Source organism: Uliginosibacterium aquaticum (assembly GCF_012972705.2).
In the GTDB taxonomy this organism is placed as follows: Bacteria; Pseudomonadota; Gammaproteobacteria; order Burkholderiales; family Rhodocyclaceae; genus Uliginosibacterium; species Uliginosibacterium aquaticum.
In genome coordinates, this window is sequence record NZ_JABCSC020000002.1 from 85,561 (window position 1) to 107,109 (window position 21,549).

At 62.5% G+C, this 21,549-nt stretch carries 17 protein-coding genes; 6 read left to right on the plus strand and 11 right to left on the minus strand.

Annotated elements, in window-relative coordinates:
- Positions 1-2: 2 nt before the first annotated feature.
- Both HJ583_RS07870 and HJ583_RS07875 read left to right on the plus strand, forming a co-directional pair.
- Complete coding sequence (locus tag HJ583_RS07870) at positions 3-596, plus strand: nucleotidyltransferase family protein (RefSeq protein WP_170021433.1); 594 nt, start codon at positions 3-5, stop codon at positions 594-596.
- Positions 593-1,063, plus strand: coding sequence for a cyclophilin-like fold protein (locus HJ583_RS07875; RefSeq protein WP_235943782.1), 471 nt, complete (start codon positions 593-595; stop codon positions 1,061-1,063). Before HJ583_RS07870 ends, HJ583_RS07875 begins: the two co-directional genes overlap by 4 nt.
- 111 nt (positions 1,064-1,174) lie before the next feature.
- Here the strand turns inward: HJ583_RS07875 and HJ583_RS07880 are convergent, their stop codons facing one another.
- From HJ583_RS07880 to HJ583_RS07895, 4 genes are all read right to left on the minus strand, one after another.
- Positions 1,175-2,797, minus strand: a complete 1,623-nt coding sequence (locus HJ583_RS07880; RefSeq protein WP_170021434.1) for a methyl-accepting chemotaxis protein — start codon at positions 2,795-2,797, stop codon at positions 1,175-1,177.
- A gap of 60 nt (positions 2,798-2,857) precedes the next feature.
- On the minus strand, positions 2,858-3,946 hold the full coding sequence (locus tag HJ583_RS07885; protein WP_170021435.1) for a lactonase family protein: 1,089 nt from the start codon (positions 3,944-3,946) through the stop codon (positions 2,858-2,860).
- Between the two features lie 179 nt (positions 3,947-4,125).
- Complete coding sequence (locus HJ583_RS07890; protein ID WP_170021436.1) at positions 4,126-4,650, minus strand: nuclear transport factor 2 family protein; 525 nt, start codon at positions 4,648-4,650, stop codon at positions 4,126-4,128.
- A gap of 148 nt (positions 4,651-4,798) precedes the next feature.
- Positions 4,799-5,737, minus strand: a complete 939-nt coding sequence (locus HJ583_RS07895; RefSeq protein ID WP_217423349.1) for a LysR family transcriptional regulator — start codon at positions 5,735-5,737, stop codon at positions 4,799-4,801.
- A 54-nt stretch (positions 5,738-5,791) separates the two neighbouring features.
- Between HJ583_RS07895 and HJ583_RS07900 the strand changes: the two genes are divergently transcribed.
- The gene (locus HJ583_RS07900; protein ID WP_170021437.1) at positions 5,792-6,580 is read left to right on the plus strand and encodes an NAD(P)H-dependent oxidoreductase; all 789 of its coding nucleotides are present in this window, start codon (positions 5,792-5,794) and stop codon (positions 6,578-6,580) included.
- Between the two features lie 690 nt (positions 6,581-7,270).
- Here the strand turns inward: HJ583_RS07900 and HJ583_RS07905 are convergent.
- The gene (locus HJ583_RS07905) at positions 7,271-7,867 is read right to left on the minus strand and encodes a BRCT domain-containing protein (RefSeq protein ID WP_170021438.1); all 597 of its coding nucleotides are present in this window, start codon (positions 7,865-7,867) and stop codon (positions 7,271-7,273) included.
- Positions 7,868-7,903: 36 nt separating this feature from the next.
- On the opposite strand from HJ583_RS07905, the gene HJ583_RS07910 reads away from it, so the two are divergent.
- Positions 7,904-8,776 (plus strand): alpha/beta hydrolase, encoded by an 873-nt coding sequence (locus HJ583_RS07910; RefSeq protein WP_268968156.1) that lies wholly within the window; start codon positions 7,904-7,906, stop codon positions 8,774-8,776.
- A gap of 194 nt (positions 8,777-8,970) precedes the next feature.
- Here the strand turns inward: HJ583_RS07910 and HJ583_RS07915 are convergent, their stop codons facing one another.
- From HJ583_RS07915 to HJ583_RS07940, 6 genes are all read right to left on the minus strand, one after another.
- Positions 8,971-10,689, minus strand: a complete 1,719-nt coding sequence (locus HJ583_RS07915) for an ABC transporter ATP-binding protein/permease (protein WP_170021439.1) — start codon at positions 10,687-10,689, stop codon at positions 8,971-8,973.
- On the minus strand, positions 10,686-13,508 hold the full coding sequence (locus HJ583_RS07920; protein ID WP_170021440.1) for a M16 family metallopeptidase: 2,823 nt from the start codon (positions 13,506-13,508) through the stop codon (positions 10,686-10,688). Before HJ583_RS07920 ends, HJ583_RS07915 begins: the two co-directional genes overlap by 4 nt.
- A 56-nt stretch (positions 13,509-13,564) precedes the next feature.
- Complete coding sequence (locus HJ583_RS07925; protein ID WP_170021441.1) at positions 13,565-16,420, minus strand: TonB-dependent receptor plug domain-containing protein; 2,856 nt, start codon at positions 16,418-16,420, stop codon at positions 13,565-13,567.
- Between the two features lie 206 nt (positions 16,421-16,626).
- Positions 16,627-17,601: a FecR domain-containing protein gene (locus HJ583_RS07930; protein ID WP_170021442.1), complete on the minus strand. Its 975-nt coding sequence runs from the start codon at positions 17,599-17,601 to the stop codon at positions 16,627-16,629.
- Positions 17,592-18,083 carry a sigma-70 family RNA polymerase sigma factor gene (locus tag HJ583_RS07935; RefSeq protein WP_170021443.1) on the minus strand — a complete coding sequence of 164 codons (492 nt, stop codon included), beginning with the start codon at positions 18,081-18,083 and terminating at the stop codon, positions 17,592-17,594. The genes HJ583_RS07930 and HJ583_RS07935 overlap by 10 nt, the downstream gene beginning before the upstream one ends.
- Positions 18,084-18,312: 229 nt before the next feature.
- Positions 18,313-19,320, minus strand: a complete 1,008-nt coding sequence (locus HJ583_RS07940) for a LysR family transcriptional regulator (protein WP_170021444.1) — start codon at positions 19,318-19,320, stop codon at positions 18,313-18,315.
- 134 nt (positions 19,321-19,454) lie between these two features.
- Here HJ583_RS07940 and HJ583_RS07945 point away from each other — a divergent pair, with 134 nt between their 5' ends.
- Positions 19,455-20,339: an alpha/beta hydrolase gene (locus HJ583_RS07945; protein WP_170021445.1), complete on the plus strand. Its 885-nt coding sequence runs from the start codon at positions 19,455-19,457 to the stop codon at positions 20,337-20,339.
- A gap of 38 nt (positions 20,340-20,377) precedes the next feature.
- On the plus strand, positions 20,378-21,538 hold the full coding sequence (locus HJ583_RS07950) for an efflux RND transporter periplasmic adaptor subunit (protein ID WP_170021446.1): 1,161 nt from the start codon (positions 20,378-20,380) through the stop codon (positions 21,536-21,538).
- The last annotated feature ends 11 nt before the right edge of the window (positions 21,539-21,549 follow it).

Consider the following 21,549-nt stretch of genomic DNA (forward strand, 5'->3'; position numbering starts at 1 on the left):
ACATGAACAAGATCGTAGGCCTTCTCCTGGCGGCGGGCAGCGCCCGGCGCTTTGGCGGCAACAAGCTGCTGCAACGCCTGCCCGATGGCGAACTGATCATCGCCGCCAGCGCACGCACGCTGGCCGCCAGCACAGACCGCTGCATCGCCCTGATCCGCCCTGATCAGCCACAGCTACGCCACACGCTCGCAAACCTCGGTATCGAATGCATCGAAGTCATGCACGCAGACGAAGGCATGGGCGTCACGCTCGCTAGCGGCGTGCAAGCCACGCACGAGGCTGCAGGCTGGCTGGTAGCGCTTGGCGACATGCCCCGCATCAAGCCGGACACCGTTCGCGCCGTCGCAAAGGCAATCCGTCTGGGGGCCGATATTGCCGCGCCTTTCCATGAAGGCCAGCGCGGCCACCCGGTTGGCTTCGCCGCCCGCTGGGGCGAAGCACTTAGCGTGCTGACCGGCGATACCGGCGCGCGCAACATCCTGCGCGAGCAGGCCAATGCAATCGTGCGCGTGCCGGTGGATGACGCCGGCTGCCTGCTGGATATCGACACGCCTGCCGATCTGCAGGCGTTGTCATCCACTCAAGGGTTCGCATGACGTACGCCTCTGCACGCCACCGCCTGCACATCCTGGCGCTCGCTACCGCACTGTTTGCAGCCCCGCTTTTTGCCTGCGCTCAGTCAGTCACTGCACCAGGCAAGGACACCCAACCGATGAAAATACGTCTGCTCATCCATGGCCAAGTCATCCCCGCCACGCTCTACGACAACTCCAGCGCCCGCGACTTCTACACCATGCTGCCGCTCACGCTGACGCTTGAAGACTACGCCGCCACAGAGAAAATCGGCTACCCACCACGCAAGCTCGACACCACCGCTGCGCCCGAGGGCCACGCCCCCGCAGTGGGCGACATCACCTACTACGCGCCCTGGGGCAACCTCGCGCTGTTCCACAAGGGCTTTCGCTATTCCAGCGGGCTGGTGAGTCTGGGAAAGATCGAGTCGGGTGTAGCGCTGCTCAGGCAGCCGGGGAAAATGACCGTGGTGGTAGAGCGGGTGGAGTAAGAAGCTGTTTACCGTCTTACGGTGAGGCCGTAATCAGGGCTCACGCGCTGCTCGGAAATGACCAAACGCAGAAGGGGCGCCTGGCGCCCCTTCCTGCTGACCAGCCCCCACTCACAAGACGTAGGCCGAGACTTCGCTCTGCATCTTCCGCGCGAGTTCATCGAGCTCGCGTGCAGCCCCTGCACCGGAGCGGGCTGCCCGGGTGCTTTGCTCGGTCATCTGCGCGATGCGCTCCACGGCCTGGGCCACTGAGGTGCTGGCGGCACCTTGCTCACGGATTGAATCGCTGATCTCGTTCACCAGATGCACGGAAGCTTGCGCACTGCTGCTGATTTCGCGAATGGCCTCGCTGGCCTGGCTCGCGCGCTGCACGCTGCCACCCACTTCGGTCACCGCGTTGCGCATGCTCTGCGAGGCGTTTTGTGCCTGACTGCGCATGGTGTTGATGGTTTCAGTGATCTCGTGCGTGGAGCTGGCCGTGCGCTCAGCCAGCTTGCGAACTTCGTCGGCCACCACGGCAAAGCCACGGCCTTGCTCCCCTGCCCGCGCCGCTTCGATCGCCGCATTCAGGGCCAGAAGATTGGTCTGATCGGCCACTTCGCGAATCACGCTGATCACCTGAGCAATCTTGCTGCTCTGGGTTTCGAGCTGTTCGATCAGGCCGGCCGAATCATCCACAAGCGAGGCTATCTTCTGGATATCCGCCACGGTTTGTTGAACGATGCGCTCGCCATTCATGGCCAGCTTGCCGGCCTGGCTGACCTGCTCGCTGGTCTGACTGGCGTGATCACCAATGTGGCTGACGCTCACCGTCAGCTCCTCGATGCTCGCGGCGATGCTGGTCGCTGAACTGCTCTGGTCTTCAGCCGCACTGGCAACCTGCCTGGAGTATTCCGCGGTATTAACCGAAGCCGCCGTCACCTGATGCACCGAGCCGGAAACCGATTTGAAGCTGTTATGCAGCCGTTCAAGCAAGCGGTTGAAGGACTTTGCCATCCGCCCCAGCTCATCGTCACTCTGGTAATTGACGCGACGCGTGAGATCCAGGCGTTGCTCGATATGCTCCACCGTACTTTCCAGCGTGTTGATGCCCAGCGTGATCGAACGAACGATCCACCAGCCAAGCATGACCACCAGCGCAACGCTGGCAATGATGATGACGGTGTTGGTCGTCACGCCATTCTTGATGACCTGCTCAGCATGGTTATTGACAGCATCGACCTGCTCATCATTGAGCTTGACGTGTGGCGTCACACCTTGCTGATTGACGCGTACCGCCACTTCACGCAGCTTTTTCAGCTCCGCTTTGGAAGCTTCGGTGTTGTTGGCATTGGAGGCGGCGAGCACCTTCTCAGCCTGCTCCAGGTACTCCTTGAAAAGCTCTCGATCCTTGGCAAGCATCTGCTTGTCCACATCATTGGTGACCAGGGTTTTTTCGTAGTCGTCCGTCAGCTCCATCAGCTGCGTCTTGAGTTCGGCAAAACGCTTGTCCTGATCCGCTTTGTCTTTGGGCGAATCACTGGTGGCGTGCGTCAGCACGGCGAGCCGGATGTTGATGATGGCGCGCGTCATCTGGTTGAGCTTGTAGACGCTCGGAAACAGATCCTGACGGATGTTATCCAGATCACCCTTCACGTTCGATGCGGTGTAGAGCCCCGCAGCCCCCACGAAGATTACCGCTGCGACAGCCAGGGCAACGATGGACCAGAGTCTTTGAACAATACTGAGCTTCATTGTGTTCCCTTATAGCGAAAGTCTTTCGGCCCGAGCTTCAGCCTCGGGCGATGGCGTTAATCAAGGTAGCTCGATGATTTCGACCCAGTTCGGATTCTTGCCCATGGCATATTGCGCAAGCAGCGTCAGCTGACCGCTCTGCGAGTCGATGCGATAGAGACTGAGCTGATGGGATTTCTGCCCCACGGCCAGCAGGAAGTTTCCGTCTGGCGAAAGGTTGAAGCCACGCGGCTGCGTTTCGGTCGGCCAGCTGCCGATCAAGCTCAACTCACCACTCTTGGCATCCACGCGGAAGCCACTGAGGGTGTTTGAGCCACGCTCGGAGGCATACAGAAAACGGCTATCTGGTGTCAGATGCAGATCCGCCGCAGCCGGTGTGCCGGTAAATTGAGCGGGGATGACGCTGGTGGTCTGCAGCAACTTCAGTTGCGGCGTATTGCTCGCGCGCTGCAACACATGCAGGCGGCCATCAAGTTCATCCAGCAGGTAGATGAAGCGGTTGTCCTTGGAAAAAACAAAGTGCCGAGGGCCGGACTTGGCCGGCAAGCTCAGCGCCGGTTCGCTGCTCGGCGTCAGTGCCCCCTTCACCGGATCAAAGCTGAAGCTCAGCAACTGATCCCCACCGAGCGAACTGGCATACACGATCTTGTTATCGGGCTGCGCCGTAATCTGGTGTGCCATCGGTGGCGTAGGCAGGATCTGGGTGGCGGCCAGCGGCACCCTGTTTTCATCCAGCGGACTCACGCTGACCTGGTTACCGCCATAGGAAGCGGCAAACAGGAATTTGCCACTGCGATCCAGCGATATATTGGCCATGCTCTCGGGCAGCGGCGCCGAGCCATGCTCGCTGAGCTGGCCGCTCTTGGGATCAATCCGCAAGGCCACAACGCTGTAGGGCTTTGAGCGCAGGGCCGCATACAGCACCGCCTTGTCCGCCGAGATCGTCATCGGCATCACGGTGCCGCCCACCGGCATTGTCTGCAGGGCAACGAGCTGGCCATCACGGCTCAGGGAAAAAACCGAGATGTCCTTGGACTCCGCATTGGCGACATACACCACGGTCGCTGCCTGTACTGCGCTGGCAGAAAAGGCCAGCAAGCTGAAAATCAATTTTCTGAACAGGCCTGGATTGAGTGTGCGTGCGCGCATCGTGACGTCCCTGAGTGATTAGGCAGAAAGTGGTACGAACTCCCCTAATACGGCAGAGGCGCCGCTTTCTTGAGATCACGCGTGTGCTTTTTACACAGATGCGAGAGGGAGATTCCGCCGGCGCCCATCCCTCGCACGGCAGATCCCGAAGACCACCCTCCGAGACTTTTCTGAACGACTCAAGGAACCGCGGAAAGAGGTAGTCGCGCGGGCGCCTTGCGCTCCCGGCGGCACAGTGCCTCCAGGGTCTCGCCGACACCCGCCTCCAACCCGGCAAACACGCCGCATGGCCAAGCTGAGCTGTCGTACTGCTCCAGGTACCAATAAGGCGGCTCCGGGGCACAAATCTCCATGTGCTTCACTTGCCATGCGCCTTGGGAATTGCGCAGCACCACCCAGAGCATCTTGTCGAGCTCAGCGTCGCAGTCGTCGGCCTTCGCCCAATCGATCCTTTTGCCCGGCGGACCAACAAGCTGCCCGACCAGCATCGCCCAGCCCGAGTCGATGTTGAGCTTGTCGACTTTGATGCGTACCGCCTGCCCCGCTTTCTCGGCCGCCATTGGGCGCGCAGCGTCGAGAATCGCCGCCCGCTCGGACATGCCATTGCCCCACGCGCAGCCGGCGAACAGCCCCCCGACAACCCACAACGCCACCACAAATCGACCCGCAATGCGCACCCCAACCCTCCAATTCAATGAAGCCATGACTACTCCCCGAACAACACCCCGAAGCCGCTCTCCGCGAAGATAGCGCACGTGGCACAGCCTAATGTGTCGGGATGGGTTCTTCGCTGCGCGACAACCCACCGTCTCTTGCGCAACGGAAGGCGAAGGCTTACTTCGCGAACCCGCCCTAGGGCTCTGAGAAAAGAGATTTCATCGTCTCGCGTAACCAGCGATGCCCTGGGTGCCCGTGGTTACGCTCATGCCACACCATGCTTACCGTGAAGTCTTCAACAGGCGGGAAAACGCTGACCAGCTTGAGCCTGTCGGTCTGTGCGCGCACGAGGCGTTCCGGCACCAGGGCCACGAAATCGGATTGCGCGATGATCTCCGGGACGAGCAGGAACGACGCAGCTGACAGCACCACATTTCGCGTGTAGCCGAATCTGGCGAGCACTTCATCGACTGGCGTGACGAATCCACCACCACTGAGCGACACGACGACATGCTCGAAGCTTGCGTACTCTGCGAGCGTGACGGCGTCACTCAAGCGCGGATGATCGCGGCGGCCGATGAGAACGTATCGCTCGTCACACAGGTGCCGGGTATGCAGATTGGGCGGCGCAATCTCGGGCGATATCAGCGCGAGGTCCACATCGCCGCGCTCCATCTGCGCTGCCAGCAATTCCGGCGAGAGATGACATATGCCGACCCGAATGCCTGGAGCAAGTTGCCTGAGCGCTTTCACCAACGGGATCACCGCAACCGCCTGCAGATAATCGGTGCAGGCAATACTGAGGCTCATGCGGGCTTGCACAGGATCGAAATCTGCATGGCTGGCGAGCGTGCTGCGTAACTGGTTGAGCGCTTCGCGCACCGGCCCCAGCAGCTCGATCGCCTTGGCCGTCGGCGTCATGCCGCGATGGGCGGGGATGAGCAAGGGATCATCGAACAGCAACCGGAGTCGGTTCAATTGAGCGCTCACTGCCGGCTGGCTCAAGTGCAGGCGGGCGGCGGCCTTCGTGACGTTGCGTTCCGCCAGCAAAGCCTCAAGCGTGGCCAGCAGATTGAGGTCAAGCTTTTTGCTATCCATCTCCTGGATAGTAGAGGAAAAATATTGCGATTTCACGAATAGCGTACGCGTCGCCAGACTCCTTTCAGTACCCACTTGCCGGAGGCTCCGATGAAAAAGGTTCTAATCGTCTTTGCACACCCTGAAACGACTTCACTCACGCGCCACTTCGCCGATACAGCCGCGCAGACGCTCAACGCACAAGGCGCCGAAGTGATGATGTCCGATCTCTACGGCATGGGCTGGAAAGCGGTCTTCGACGCGCAGGATTTCCCGGCGCGGGCAGACCCGCATCGCCTGTCATTCATCAACGAGTCCGACCACGCTTACTCGACCGGGCAGCAGACCACCGACGTGCACGCCGAGCAACAAAAACTACTGGTGGCCGACGCCGTCATCCTGCTGTTCCCGCTCTGGTGGTTTGGCTTGCCCGCCATGCTCAAAGGCTGGATAGACCGGGTCTTTGCCTACGGATTCGCCTATGGCTACAAAGCTGAAGGCAATCGCTACCGTTATGGAGATGGGATGCTGAAGGGCAAGCGCGCATTGCTGTCAGTGATGGTCGGTGGGCCCGAGCGCGACTACTCCCCGCGTGGCATCAACGGGCCACTGGAGCAACTGCTGTTTCCCGTGACCCATGGCAGTCTTTTTTACACGGGCATGGACGTTCTGCCCACGCATGCCGTCTACGGTACCGGACGCATCGACGAAGCCGGCGTTGCTGCCGCAACAGAAGCCTGGCGTGCCCGACTCGCGCAACTCTTCATCGAAGCCCCCATCCCGTTCCGGCGGCAAAACGGCGGCGACTATCCTGACAGCCACGTGCTGGCTGACGAAGTGGCCATCGGACAGACCGGACTGCAGTCTCACCTCACCGACAAATACTTCTCGCGCGAATAGACGTTCGCGGTGTGATCAAAGCGCCGGGAAAGATGGTGTTGGTGATTGGGCGAGTGGAGTGACACTGCAGGGTGGATTCGGAGCTGCGCAACAACCCACCGCCTGGGGTGTCACATTGACGGTGGGTTGCTTCGCGAACCCGCCCTGCCGGGCGGTGCAGAAACATCCGGTGCAATTCCCTGCGGTTATTGCACACTACGGCCCTGCCCCGAGCAAGCGATCACGCTGGCCCGAAGCTGAAAGACTGCAATGCGGGTTTTACGATTCAGGAAGAAGCGATCAATCTTCCGCTGGGGTTTGCACCTCACCCTTGAATCGGGTACCCCATCATTACCCCGCCGTACGCGGTGAGGTCAGTTGAATACCGTAGCGCAGGGCGTAGTTCAGGTGACGCACAGCGGAATCGGGGACCGGCTCGGCACTCCAGACAAAAGCCCCGGATTACGGCGATACCTTCATCCGGGCTTGTTTTCGGATGGCAAAAGTAGGGTGCGCATTGCGCACCCTCTCGCCGGATCAACCACAACAAGGGCCGCTCAAGAAGCCGGGTGCGCGGATGGTCGTGGGGTCCGCGTGCGCGGTGCGCACCCTACTAGGCTGGATATCCGACCTAAGCAGCCGTGCTTGAACGGGAAGTGGGCATAACTGTGACGGCGTATGTCAGTGCAATTAATTGTTGCCAAGTTCAAATCACGCCCTTGCATCCGCAATCACGTCATGCAGATCGTTTTCATGCACGATCATCAACGAATGCCCAGCCTTTCTCAGCTCAACAGCCCGCTCGACCTTCCGGCCATAGCACGCATAGGCCCAGCAAGGATTTCCGTCTGCGCCGATAACCAGATAGTTGAGGTCTCGCGTCACCGCGTCGATGGCAACACCACCCATCGCTCCAATCACCTGAGAAAACTTGGATCTGGAGTATCGGTTTGATTTACCGGTAAAACAGAACGTCGCGCCCGGAATCACGATGTCCGGGCACACTGCGCACAAGCCAACCATAGTCGCTCCCTGCAGCACATCGGGGGAGGTGATAGTTCGGTTGTCCAGCACCGCCGGAAACTCACTGAAGAACGCTTGCAGGGTCTGGCTTTCTTCGGGAGACACACGCCCATCCGCGAGGACGGAAGTCACCAGGCTTCCAACCTCCTCATACGGCCAGCATCGCGCGAGGTGCTGATGATCATCGAGCCAGAGTTGAAGTCCGCGCAACTCAGCCACGGAGATCTCGCCATCAGAGGCAATACCACCGACGACTGCATGCAACCTTTGCAGATCAGCCGTCACTTCATCGTAATAGCCGGTTGAGCGTATGGCATCACGCTGGCGGCGGATCTCTACCTGCCCAAGGATCGCGGCAACAAGCGATTGCCCGCATTGGCCGTAGGCGGCCCCTTCGGCGCGGTAAAGGAACAGTCTTCGGGGCTCTATGCGCAGACCATGGCCGAGCGCGGCTTTGCGGCGCTGGCCTTTGATGCCTCCTACACCGGCGAGAGTGGCGGCGAACCGCGCAATGTGGCCTCCCCCGACATCAATACCGAAGATTTCAGCGCCGCGGTGGATTACCTCGGCCTGAACCCTGCGGTGGACCGCGAGCGCATAGGCATCATCGGCATTTGCGGCTGGGGCGGCATGGCGCTCAATGCCACGGCGGTAGACAAGCGCATCAAGGCGGTTGTGACCAGCACCATGTACGACATGACCCGTGTGATGTCCAAGGGCTACAACGACAGCATGACCCTGGAGCAACGCACGCAAGCGCTGGAGCAGATGAGCCGCCAGCGCTGGGTGGATGCCGAAAAAGGCAGCCCCGCTTACCAGCCGGCTTACAACAGCCAGCCGGCCGGCGACGCACCGCAGTTCATGAAGGATTACTACGACTACTACGGCACCCCGCGTGGCTATCACAAGCGCGCGGTCAACTCCGGCAATGCCTGGACGCAGACCACGCCCCTGTCATTCATGAACATGCCGCTCCTCACCTACATCAAGGAGATCTCGCCGCGCCCAGTGCTCTTCATTCACGGCGAGAACGCGCACTCGCGCTACTTCAGCGAAACCGCCTATGCGGCCGCTGCGGAGCCGAAGGAGCTGCTGATCGTGAAGGGAGCCTCGCACGTTGATCTCTACGACAACAAGGCGGGCAAGATTCCTTATGGCCGCATCGCAGACTTCTTCAGCAAGCATCTGAAGTAATGCCCCAGAGCTGAGCCGGTGCGCCTGCATGGCAAGCCGGCTCACAGGCCTCACGCCCTGAAATGAGTTTTTTTTCCTTCAAAATGCTCGAGGCTTGCCTCCACGCTTGAGAGGGATTCCATGCCTGCACCTGACGAGCGCTCTGGCCGAATGCATCCGCCGATTTGGCCGGGGCTCGCCCGGACAGGCCTGGTTCAAGTCGCGTAGCAGGGGCTTAACCCCGATTCCTGCCCGTGGGGCTGGACAGACTTCGGCTCGCTCCCCTGCTCCAGTTGAATCGCGTGATCGAACAGGTTCGCAAGCCGGCTCTGGTGGCTCACGCTGACCAGGGTCATGCCCGGCAATTCACGCCGCAGCATCTCGTGCAATGCCACTGCCGCGCTTTCATCAAGCTGGCTGGTGGCTTCGTCCATGAACACGCAATCCGGCCGCTGCAGCAGCACCCGGGCGATCGAGAGACGTTGCTGCTCACCGCCGGAGAGCACCCGCGACCATTCCGCTTCTTCCGCCAGACGTGTCTGCAAGGCCCCCAGCCCGCTCAACACGAGGGCCTGCTGCATGGCGGCCTCCGGCAGTGGATGGACCGCGGGATAGGACAGTATGTCGGCCAGACTGGCCGTGGCGAGATAGGGATGCTGCGGCAGGAACAGGCTGCGCCCCCGCTGCAGCCGCAACTCGCCCTCGAAGTAAGGCCACAGCCCTGCGAGGCAGCGCAGCAGGCTCGACTTGCCCAGCCCGCTCCGCCCGGCCAGGCGCACCCAGCTGCCGGGCTCCACCCGGAAACTCACCTGCTCCAGCAAGGCGCGGCCATCCGGCAGATTCACATTCATGCCCAGCGCTTCCAGGCGCTCGGCCTGCTCGAGGCTGCGCACGCTCACCCGAGTGTTTTCAATCGCCAGCCGGAACTGGGTCAAGCGTGCCACGCTGGCCTTCCACTTAGCGATCTCGTCATACGCCTGAATGAACCAGCTGAGCGCTGAGGCCGTCTGGGTAAAGGCGGTGCTGATCTGCATCAGTCCCCCCAACGTGATGGACTTGGCCATGAAAGATGGCAAGGCGGCGAAGATTGGAACCAGTCCATTGATCCGGTTGTAACTGACCGAGAAAAAACCCAGCGCCCGCTCGCGATTCATCAGGGCGCGCCAGTTCCCTGCGATCTCGCCGAAGCGTTGCATCAGCCGGCGATGCTCATGCGCCCCGCCACCATAGAAAGCAATCTGCTCGGCATGATCGCGCCGGCGCAAGAGCTCAGCGCGCAGATCGGCCTCGCGCCGTTGTTGTTCGTAGTTGAGCGACTGCAGCACATGGCCGATGCGCTCGGCCACGAAGCTGCCGAAGATCGCGTAGCCAAGCGCAAACCAGACGAGGTAGCCCGGAATGCGCACCGACTGGTCCACGAAAGGCAGCACCAGATCGCTGGAGAGCCCCCACAACATGCCGGCGAAAGACACGATTCGCGTCACCGCGCTGATGAAGGAGCGCAGGATGTCGAGGCTGTCGGTCACCAGCAGGTTCACGTCTTCAGCAATACGCTGGTCGGGGTTGTCCGGCTCGCCGGCAAGGCCGAGGCGGTAGAAGGCGTTGTCGCGCAACCAGTCCGCCATCAGCTGCTCGGTCATGAAAGCCCGCCACTTCAAGATCAGCAGCTTGCGCAGCCAGTCGAGATACACCGCCATCACCACCGCGGCCGCGACCAGCCCGCAATACTTGCCCAGCAGCGGATAGATGCGGGCGGTATCGACCACCGCCAGCGCATCGTAGAAATCCTTGTTCCAGTAGCTGAACCACACGTTGAGCTGCACCAGCAGCACACCAATGCCGATCACGCTCGCCAGCAGCAGCCAGGCGAGGCGGCTGTGCCGCGTGCCCCAGAACGGACGCGCCAGCGCCCAGAAATCACGCAGCACGCTCATTGGCCGGCCCCCTTGCCTTCCGCCGCCGGCAGCAGGATCACGCTGGCCATATCCCGCGTGAGGGCGAGCTCGGCAGCGAGCGCGCGCAGGGTCCGCGCATTCATGCCATCGAGCAGGTGCTGACTGTCCGCCAGATAGCGGGCATCGCCCCAGCGCGCATAGCTCAGCTGGAGGCGGGCGAAGCGCGAGGCCGCATCCTCGCGCCGCCGTCCTTCGGCGGCCTTCATGTTGCGGATCTCGGCCTCGAGCAGGGCATCGTCGAGCCGAGTTGGCAGTGTGGCCAGCAGCTTGTGTGCGCGGCCCCAGAGCTCATCGATGCGCGCCGGGTCGGTGGTGAAATACAGCTCGCTGCCCAGACGCCCGCTCGCGGGGTCGAGCGTCATCGTGAAGTTCAGGCGGTAGATGCCGTTCTGCGCCTCCCGAAGCTCGCTACGCAACATGCGGTAAGCCACGCGGGAGAGGATGGCAACGCCCACCGCGCGCTCGGGTGACCAATTCATGGACTGACTGCCGATGGCGCGCACGCTGGCCTGCGGCTCAATGCCGATGGCCAGCCGCGACTCATGTCGGCCCGCGCGCTGCAGCAAGGGCTCGGCGGCCACCGCTGCGGGGTCGCGCGGAATGCCTGCAAGATGCCGGCCCAGCAACCCACGCAGCACCTCAGGCTCGATCTCGCCGGCCAGGAAGTAGCGCACTGGCGCGGCAGACAGCTGCCTTGCCAAGTCCTCGATGCGCGCCTGCCCCGCTTCGCCCTCCAGCGCCATCAGCGCTTCGGCGGTGGGGGAAGCGTCGAGCTCGGCAGCGGCGAAACGCAGTACGGCCATTTCGCGAGCCAGCGCGGCGCTGACACTGGCCGGCTGGCGTGCGATCTGGCGTGCAAGCTGGCGCAGGCTGCCACCCAAGGCCTGCGGATCGATGCGGCTGGCCGTCTGCCGAGCCGCATAAAGCCGCAGCAAATCTTCCAGCTGGGCCGCCGTGCTCTGCCCGCTGTAGCTCAGGCTATCGTCCTTCTGATCCTGATTGAGGTTCAGCTTCTGCTCGCTCGCCCAGCGGCTCAAACTGCCCGGCGGCTGGGTGGCGGGATCGGCCTCGCGCGCGAGCTGGGCCGCGATCTGCCACTGCCAGGCCGGTGCTCCCGGCTGGCGATAGCCGGCTGCCGAGCGGGCGGCAAAGCGGAGCTGCGGGTCCTGCGTGCGATGCCAGATGAATTCATCGCCGTTGGAAAGCTTCCATCGGATGACTTGGTTCTTTTCATCCACCTCCTCGGCCATGAGCCGACCGACCGGGCCCGGCTCAGGCGCCCGCGCTACCACCTTGGCAGGCGCCGCCTGAGGAACCGGCAAGGGCTCGGACGCAATGCGTGCGCGCAGGGCCTCCACCTCGGCCTGGGTGGGCAGGCGTAGTGGGCTGAGACCGGGTGCCAGCATGAACAGCAGCTGGTCCGGGCTGGCGAGCCATTCGCGCACGCGTGTCTCCACATCGGCCGGTGTGATACTGGCCATGATGGCCTTCACCTCGGCCTGCTTCTGCTGTGGGTCCTGCAGGATTCGCCTCTCCACGAGGGCCTCCCCCAGCAATTGCTGCCAGGTGCTGATGTCACGCCTGGCATGAACATCCAGCGATTTGTCATTGAGCCGGTGGATCTCCGCCATCTCATCGGCCAATGCCTTGCGATCCACGCCCTCACGCCGCAACTGCTCCTGGGCCAGCAGGATCTGGCGCAGCCCTTCCTGATGGCCCCCGAGCGCCACACTTGCCGCGAAACCGAGCGAAGCCACGTTCCCGCCCAACTCGCCCCGGCTGCTGGTGAGAGACTCCACCGCAGACGGCAGTGCGCCCGCCTGCTGGCGCACTGCATGGCGCACCAAACGTTCGGCCAGGCGATCAATCAGGCGATTGCGAAAACCGGCCCGGTTCTGCTCCGGGTCACTCTTAAAACGAAACACCCAACCCACCTGGCTCGTACCACTCTCGGCATCCTGTACACGCGCAATACGCAGCTGGGTGCTCAACACCGGATCAGCTCGATTGCGGGCAGGTAGCTCCGCCGGCTCAAGCGCGGAAAAACGAGCACGGATCTTCTGCTCCATTTCGGCGGGATCGACATCCCCGACGATCAGCAAAGCCATATTGCCCGGCCGGTACCAGTCGGCATAGAAGCGGCGCAAGGCACTGGTCGGCTGGCTGCGGATGCTGGCCTCGCTGCCGATGGTGGGGCGAGCCGGATAGAGCGAGCCGGCACGCAGCAGGGCACGGCGCTGGCGCTCCATGCGCTCGGTGAGGCCCAGCTTGGTCCGCCACTCCTCAAGGATAATTTTGCGTTCGCTCTCCAGACCGGAGTCCGGGATCTGTGCGCCGCCGGCGATCTCCGCCAGCACGTCGAGTGCGGCCATCATCCGCTCAGGGCGCTTTTCCGGTGCCAACATGTAGAGCGTGCGCTCGAAGTTGGTCTGCGCGTTGTAGTGCCTGCCGACTTGCCAACCCAGATTGGTCATGTAGTCCCGTAAGCCTTCGGGATGTTTCTGCGATGCATGGAAAACCATGTGCTCGACCATGTGGGCGACGCCGGACTGGTCGTCGCGTTCGTCCAGCGAGCCGACGCGCACCACAAGCTGCATCGAGACCTGGGCCGAGCCATCCTTCACTGGCACGATGTAGTAGGGAAAGCCATTGGCCAGCTCTCCGCGCACGATACGGGGATCCCAAAGGAATGCACCGGGCTCCGGCGCTGCACTGGCCAGCAGCGGCAGCGCGCAAGAAACCAGCAGGAATAAGGCCCGCAGCCAGGCGGCTGAACAGAAACGAGAGATGAACGGCATGAAGACTCCTGCCGCACCCAGAGAGGGCGCGGCGAGACGGGTGATGACGGGGGCGGTCAGAACGAGTAGCCGAGTTCGAGTGCGAAGCTGCGACCGCGCTCGTAGGTGGCGTAGGTGGAACTGGCGGAAGTCTTGTTCTTCTGATCGGTGATGTTTTCGATCGTGAGCTTCACTTCGAGACTCTGGTCGGCGTGGATGCGCGGCGTCCAGCTGATCACCGTATCCAGTGCGATCGAGCGCGGCAACGAGGTTTGCTCCCACACATCCACCGTCGTGCCTTCGTAGGTGGTTTCACCGTTCTGCAACATCTGGCGATAGCCATCGCGAATACGCAGGATGTTGGTGAAACTCAGCTGCTGGGCTGGCAGGCTGCTCATGGCACCGATGCGCAACGTCCAGGGTCGGTTGTAGTTGTCAGCCGGCATCTCGGAGTAACGGATGAACTTGCCGTCGTACTGGATGATTTCGTCATTAGCGAGGGCCGTGCCATAGACATCCGCATAAGTCGAGTAATTGGATTTCACATCACTCTTGTTCACGGCAAACCAGAAGCGGGTGGCAACCGGGCCGGACTTGAAGGCCTTGTTGCTGTTCCAGCTGAGTGTCAGATCCTTGCTCAGGCTGCCACCTTCATTGGTGTAGACGTAGCACTGGTTGCTGTTGCAATCGGTCTGCTTGGTCAGCAAGCGCTTGACGATCTGATCCTTCCCGTCACGGCGGGTGAAGCGCAGGCTCAGGGGCCCGTTGAGCCAGTCGCTGTCGTAGTTCAGGCCGGCAGTCAGCTCATCGTCATACGGGCTGCGCATATCCTCGAGGCGATTGCTGGGTTTGGTCTGGGTCGCGCTGCTCCAGGCCAGGGTGCCGCTGCGAGTCTGGGTGTAGATGAGCGAGCTGACTTTCTCCTGCATCGCATAAGCGAACAGGTTGCGGCCGTAATAGCGGTTGGCACCGACATTCAAGGACAACGGCTCACTGGCTTGCCAGGTGAGGCTCGAACGCGGCGAAAGATTGGTGTCTGCCGTCAGCGAATCGCGATCCACACGACCGCCCAGACGCAGCTTGAGATTGCGCCAGCTGGCCTCGTCTTCCAGGTAGGCCGCCCAGGTGTTGGCATCCACATCAAAACTGCCAGCCTTGTAGGTCATCAGGCGGCGGAAGTACTGCCCCACCGTCTTGCCCTTCGTCGGCGTGGTGGAGCAGGCTTCGCTATCGAGTGCACCGGTACTGGTCTGGCAGCGCGAGATCGCACCGGAAGTTGGCAGATCAGCCACCGTCAGGTAATAGCGCGTGTCTCTCAGGCGGGTGTACTCAGCATGCTTCTGCTGGTACTCGAGGCCGCTGCTGACGCGGTGCCGGGTGTCGCCCAGCGAGAGTTCATGAAAAGCGGACTTGAGCTTGTAGCCCAGGTTCTGCATCTTCTGGTCGACATCGCCCCAGGCCCCCTCGCCGCTGCTGGCATTGCTCTGGCTGGAATCGCCCCAGTTCTTGTCCGCCGACCAGCGCCAGTCGCGGTAGTAATCGGCATCGCTGCGGCGCGACTGGTCGGTTTCGGAAAACGAGATCTGCTGGCTGAGCGTGGCGGGTGCCAGTCTCGACTCCAGATGCCCCGCAAGATTGAGGCCGCCGGATTTGATCGTGTAATCGCTGTTGCGATAGTTCTCGATGAAGTAGCTGTTCTCCGTCGGTGCATAGACGAGCGAAACATCCCCCTTGTGGGCGCTGCCGGCGGGTGCAAAGTCGGTCTTGATCACCAGCGTGTCCTGGATCCGCTGCTGGGTGACTTCGCGACTCTCGGTGGTGCCCGCATTGGTCGTCGAAAAGCGGTTGAGCGGAATGTCGGATTGCTTGCGAACCACGCTCATCAGGAGGCCCCAGGAAGGATCCGGGCGAGTTTCAAGGGTGGTCTTGTAAGTCCACTTCTTGAAGCGGGGCTGATTGTCTGCTGTGGAGGAGTTTTCAAATTCCTCCTGTTTCGCCGGATCGATGAAGAGGTGAGTCCAGTCCGATGAGGTGTAGCCAATCGCGAGGCTGCCGCCAAAGCGTTTGCGTGCCGAGCAGATCTTGGCGTCCACCACACCGCCGGTGAAGCGCCCGTATTCCGCGGACACGTTGGAGTCCTTGACCTCCACATCGCACAGGATGCTGCTGTCGATCGCCAGCGCCTGGGCATTGCCCGGAATGTATTCAGGATTGGTGGTGACGATCTTGTTGCCCGGGTCGAGATCATTCGCAATCGACACACCATCTAGCAGGATTTCGTTCTGATACGGTTTGGCGCCGTGAATGCTGATCTCCGCCGGTGCTATCTCGCCAGCCGTCTGCGAAGAGAGCTGGGCTTCGCTGTACTGGATGTTCGGATTGAGCTTGAGCTGACTGGTGAGATCTCCGTTAATCGCCGGCATGTTGCGGATCATCTGGCGATCGAGCTTATCCACCCCGGCCAGATGACGGGCAACGACCTTGACCTCGGCAAGCTCCGGTACCTCGCCAGCATTTTCCGTGGCGGCCTTGCGGGCGGGTGCCGATGCGGGTGCGCGGCGCAACACGAAGCTGCCCGAAGCCGTCTGTGCTGCCTCGAAACCACTGCCCGCGAGCAGCGCCGCAAACCCATCGGCCGTGCCGAAACGGCCCTGCACGCCCTTGGACTGCAGCCCCTTGAGCTGGGCCGCATCAAAAGCCAGCACCACACCGGCCTCGGCTGCAAAGCGGTTCAAGGCCTCGGCCAGAGGACCGGCGGCAATTGCATACGGACGCTGAAGGCTGGAGGCTGGCGTCGCCTGGGCATGAGCACCAGCCTGCAGACCAATGACCAGACTGGCCGCCATCAGGGCCATGACAAGCGGCCGCGGACGCGCTGGGCAAGCCGCCGTGGCGAGGGGAGAAAACGGGCTGCGCTGGGGAAGTAAAAACATGTTGTAGCCTGCGAATGAGAAGTGTTTCATTCGGTAGGCCGAACGAGCGCACAAAAAGGACACTCCCTGCCGCAATTTATTTTGCGCACAGTGGTGCGGAGTCTGCCCCCCTGCCCTGAGTGAAAGCCAATCCTTCGTCAGATCGCGCAGCTGATGAGCAACACGATCCGGATCTCGGCCTGCTCGCCTGTGGCTAGCCAGCCGAATCAGTCGCGCCGGGGCAAGAGACGCAAGGCACCGGCAGCTGTGGTCTCGACACGCAGTCCGTGCAGAGCGGCAACGCTCTCCAGTGAGCGAGCGGGCTGATCAACGAGATAGCTGCCGGACACGCGCAGGCCGGCAATCCGCGCATCGCATTCGATGGTTTTGCCGGACTGGTGTGCCAGTGCAGTCGTGAAGCGCGCCAGCGGCATGTCCAACACCACCAGCAAGCCTCGCGTCCAGGCGTCATCAGCCGCCGATGACGCTACCGGCACACCGACTGCGCTGGCCGAGAAACGCACGGCCTGCCCGGCCGCGATACGCAGCGGCGAGGCTTCCCGCTGCGGCTGGGTCAGCTCGACTGCATGCTCCTGCACCGCCAGCGTCGTGCCGGACTCGTCTTGTTGCAGGGTGAAGCGGGTTCCCAGCGGCCTGACCTGCCCGTCCCGCGCCACCACCAGGAGTGGTCTGGGCGAAGTACCGGCCGCCGGATCGTGGCCGCTCTGCACCTGCAATTCCCCGTCTTTCAGACGCAGCTCGCGTCGCCGGGCATCAAAAGAGATGCCGACGGTGGTCGCTGAGCCCAACAGCAGCCGGCTACCGTCGGAAAGTTTCACCACGCGGCGCTCCCCCTGTGCGGTGGCCAGCCATTCGACGGGCGCCTCGGGCGAGGCACGCATCAACAGAAAGACCAGGCCACACGCCAGCATGAGTCCGGCACAGGCGGCAAGGCGCCGGCGCTTGCCTGACGCCGCTGCATCCAGCGCACGGCGCGTCTGGGCGGGCGCCTGGGTCAGCAGGCCCTGCAGGCGTTCAACGCGCGACCAGGCCGCGCGGCACTCGGGGGAACTATCGTGCCAGCGCTGCCAGGCGGCGTGGTCTGTAGCATTCGCCTCACCGGAGCACAGACGTACATACCAGGCTGCCGCCGCCTCCAGATGCACGGCAACACCGCCGCTCTGCTCTGCCTTCAGAGACACTGGAGGCATTGCAGCACCGCTTTCTGCATGTACTTCTTCACGCTGCTGACCGACACACCGAGTTCGGTCGCGATCTCGGCATAGCTCCAGCCATCCAGTTGCGACAGCAGGAAGGCCCGCTTGGCCTTGGTACCCAGACCATCCAGCATGCGATCAATCTCGAGCAGGGTTTCGAGCAGGATGGCCCGCTCCTCAAGCGATGGCTGCGCGGCCTCCGGCAAGCTGGCCAGCTCGGCAAGATAGGCACGCTCCAAGTCCTGACGACGGAAATGATCGACCAGCAAACCGCGCGCGATGGTGGCCAGATACTGTCGCGGCTGTTCCAGCTCGGGCGGCCGCTCACCCGCCTGCAGGATGCGCAGGAAGGTCTCCTGAGCGAAGTCGGCAGCCCGATCCGAGCAATATCCCAAACGCCCGCGCAACCATCCCTTGAGCCAGGAGTGGTGCTCGCGATAGAGGCCTTCGTGAGTCAGGGCAAGCATTGTGTGTCAGGGGAAGCATTATGTATTTATGAGAATGATTATCATTTATATAGATGCTTCGCACAAGAGCCGTCACCTCTCCCGACCTCTCCCGACCTCTCCCGACCTCTCCCGACCTCTCCCGACCTCGGCCAGACCTTGCAAGCGCTTCCACCCGGCGGGTACAGCGCAACTCTTTTCAAGTGCCACTGCCCCAGGTATTGCCGCCTGGGCCAGAAAAGCGCCTCGCCTAGCCCGTCTGCTCAAGTACGTTCTGAAACGCGATCTCGTTCCGCAGCGTGTTGTACCCGGCGTCACCGGCATAACTGCACTCGCCGCTCCCGCTATCCACCCCACCCAACAGCGGACAGGCGCCGAACAGCTCAGCCACCCAGTCGACAAATGCACGCACTTTCGGTGACAGATGACGATTCTGCATGTAGGCCACCGAAATCTGCATTGGCGCTGGCGCCAGTTCGGGCAAGACCTCGACCAGCGCCCCCGATTCAAGCAAGGGCAAAACGGTAAAGCGGGCCGGCTGGATCATGCCGAACCCCTGCAAGGCACAGGCAATGTAGGCATCCATGTCATTGACTGAAACGCTGCCCTGCATCTTCAAGGGCGTCGCCTGACCATCAACCATGAAATCCCAGTCGAAGTTGCGGCCCGTTCGATGCGAAAAATAGTGCACGGCAACATGCTGCTTCAGGTCATCGAGGCTATGCGGCACGCCATAGCGTTCAAGGTAATCGGGTGTCGCGCAGGTGATCATCTTGATCGCTCCGATCCTCCGGGCCACCAGGGTTGAATCCTGCAAATCACCGGCCCGGATGACGCAATCCACCGCTTCACGTACCAGATCAACCAGACGGTCCCCCATGCCGATGACCAGCTCGACATCGGGGTAACGCGCGCGGAACTCGCACAGGCGCGGGATCAGCACCAGGCGGCCAATCGGCGAAGGCACATCGACACGCAAGCGCCCCTTGGGCCCCTGTGCCACATCCCGAAACGACGCCTCAGTCTCCTCGACCTCGCCAAGGATGCGGGCGCAATGCTCATAGTAGGCGGCCCCATCCGGCGTCAGGCTGATGCGCCGCGTGGTCCGGTTGAGCAAGCGTACCCGTAGCAGGGCCTCGAGATTCTGAATGATGGTGGTCACCGTCGCCCGTGGCAGGCCAAGCATGTCTGCGGCACGGGTAAAGCTGTTGGCGTCCACCACCCGGGTAAATACCTGCATGGCCTGGAAACGGTCCATCCTGCGATCTCCTGAGATCTTTGATTGTTTGCTAATGATGAATAGTATTGTTTAAAACAACGTATTTATCCAACCAGAAACAACACAGAAAATAGCTTCATCCCAATTTTTGGCAGCCCCCTGCCCTGGATGTGATGCAAGCCACCACCCCGCAGCCGCCGCAAGAGCTGAGCATTCCCGGTCCAGCCGGCCCGCTCGCACTGCGCGTATACCGCCCCAGCACCGCCCGGGCGGGCTTGCCCATCGTGCTCTATTTCCATGGTGGCGGCTTTATCGGCGGCAGCCTGGACGACGCCCACACCGCAGCCGCTTTCATCGCCGAACACACGCCGGCCCTGGTCATTGCCGTCGATTACGCCCTGGCCCCAGCCCGGCCCTTCCCCGCTGCCCCCGAGGATGCCTATGCCGCTGCGCAGTGGGCCGTTGAGCACGCCCTCGAACTGGGCGGCGCTCCTAAGCGGCTGGCGGTTGCCGGCGACGATGCCGGCGGCAACCTGGCGGCCGCCCTGACTCTGATCGCCCGTGATCGCAATGGCCCGGCCATCCTGGCCCAGGTGCTGGTCGGACCAATGCTCGACCCGAGCATGACCCGCCTCGGTGACAGCGCCCGTCTGAACTCGGATCTCAGCGCCGCGACCTGCGCCGACTGCTATCGCCAGTATCTGCCCCAGCCGCGCCAGCGCCTGCACCCCTACGCGTCGCCGCTGGTTTCGGTACGCCAGGCAGGCTTGCCGCCGGCATTGATCATCACGGCTGAATGCGACGTGCTGCACAAGGAAGCCGAGACCTATGCCGAAGCCCTGATCGCCGCCGGCGTTGCCACCCAGGTCGTGCGCCTGGCCGGCCTCAAGCACGCTGCACTGGCCAGCCACCGCCCGGCACTGGCTGAAATTGCCCATTTCCTGCGCCGCCGCCTTGGAGAGCAAGAGATTCCGACAGAGCCGCCCGAAACGCTGGGTCAGCGCGGCCTGCGCAATGAACACCAAAGCCCCCCCAGTCCCTCGTCAGAGATCCGATAAGCCCCGCTCCCATTATTCAAACCCCCAGAGGAATCATCATGCCCCTACGCCAAAAAAACTTTGTCCTCGCCGCCGCCCTGGCCGGCCTCTTCAGTCTCGGTGCTGGTCTCGCCGTTTATCACGGCCAGGCCGGTGCTGCGTCCACCGCTGCGCCGGCCGCGGCCACGGTGGATGTCGCCGAAGTCATTGGCCGCGCAGTCACCGAATGGCAACAATATTCCGGTCGCCTCGAAGCAGTGGAGCGGGTCGAGATCCATCCCCAGGTCTCCGGCATCCTGACTGCCGTGCATTTCAAGGACGGCAGCCTGGTCAAGAAGGGTGAGCTGCTGTTCACCATCGACCCGCGCCCCTTCGCCGCCGAGGTGGCCCGCGCCGAAGCCCAGCTCGCTGCGATGGAAGCCCGCGTCGCCTACACCGCCAGTGATCTGGCGCGCGGCGAACGCCTGCTGGCCGAAAACGCCATCGCCCGCCGGGATTTCGACGAGAAGCAGAATGCCGCGCGCGAAGCCAAGGCCAACCTGCAGGCGGCCAAGGCCGCGCTCAATGTCGCCCAGCTCAATCTCGAATACACCCGCATCACCGCGCCGATCACCGGCCGCGTCTCGCGTGCGGAAGTCACCGTCGGCAATCTGGTCGCTCCCGGCAATGGCCCGGCGCTAACTTCGCTGGTCTCGGCCGATCGCATCTATGCCGCCTTCGATGTCGACGAGCAAAGCTACCTGAAGGTAGTCAGTGGCAGCCAGGGTAAGGCGTTGCCCATCCATCTGGGCCTCGCCAACGACGAGGGCTACTCGCTTCAGGGGCGGCTGAGTTCGGTGGATAACCGCCTCGACAGCAGCTCCGGCACCATCCGCCTGCGGGCCCTGGTCGACAACCCGGACGGCAAGCTGCTGCCCGGCCTCTATGCCCGCATCCGGCTCGGCGCATCCGGCCAGCGTGATGCCGTGCTGATCGATGAAAAAGCGGTCGGCACGGATCAAGCCAGACGCTTCGTACTGGTGGTCGGCGAAGGCAACCAGACCGCTTACCGGGAAGTTCGCCTGGGCAGTCTGCAAGACGGCCTGCGGGTCGTCGAAAGCGGCCTCAAGGCCGGCGAACGCATCGTGGTCAACGGTCTGCAACGGGTACGCCCGGGCGACCCGGTCACCCCCAACATCGTCCCGATGGGCGCCGCCGTGCCGGCTGCCGCCAAGGGCTGAGGACTCACCGT

Coding starts and splice junctions, on each gene's coding strand:
- HJ583_RS07870 (WP_170021433.1), top strand. CDS start 3: ATGAACAAGATCGTAGGCCTTCTCCTGGCGGCGGGCAGCGCCCGGCGC.
- HJ583_RS07875 (WP_235943782.1), top strand. CDS start 593: ATGACGTACGCCTCTGCACGCCACCGCCTGCACATCCTGGCGCTCGCT.
- HJ583_RS07880 (WP_170021434.1), bottom strand. CDS start 2,797: ATGAAGCTCAGTATTGTTCAAAGACTCTGGTCCATCGTTGCCCTGGCT.
- HJ583_RS07885 (WP_170021435.1), bottom strand. CDS start 3,946: ATGCGCGCACGCACACTCAATCCAGGCCTGTTCAGAAAATTGATTTTC.
- HJ583_RS07890 (WP_170021436.1), bottom strand. CDS start 4,650: ATGGCTTCATTGAATTGGAGGGTTGGGGTGCGCATTGCGGGTCGATTT.
- HJ583_RS07900 (WP_170021437.1), top strand. CDS start 5,792: ATGAAAAAGGTTCTAATCGTCTTTGCACACCCTGAAACGACTTCACTC.
- HJ583_RS07915 (WP_170021439.1), bottom strand. CDS start 10,689: ATGAGCGTGCTGCGTGATTTCTGGGCGCTGGCGCGTCCGTTCTGGGGC.
- HJ583_RS07920 (WP_170021440.1), bottom strand. CDS start 13,508: ATGCCGTTCATCTCTCGTTTCTGTTCAGCCGCCTGGCTGCGGGCCTTA.
- HJ583_RS07925 (WP_170021441.1), bottom strand. CDS start 16,420: ATGTTTTTACTTCCCCAGCGCAGCCCGTTTTCTCCCCTCGCCACGGCG.
- HJ583_RS07935 (WP_170021443.1), bottom strand. CDS start 18,083: ATGCTTGCCCTGACTCACGAAGGCCTCTATCGCGAGCACCACTCCTGG.
- HJ583_RS07940 (WP_170021444.1), bottom strand. CDS start 19,320: ATGGACCGTTTCCAGGCCATGCAGGTATTTACCCGGGTGGTGGACGCC.
- HJ583_RS07945 (WP_170021445.1), top strand. CDS start 19,455: ATGCAAGCCACCACCCCGCAGCCGCCGCAAGAGCTGAGCATTCCCGGT.
- HJ583_RS07950 (WP_170021446.1), top strand. CDS start 20,378: ATGCCCCTACGCCAAAAAAACTTTGTCCTCGCCGCCGCCCTGGCCGGC.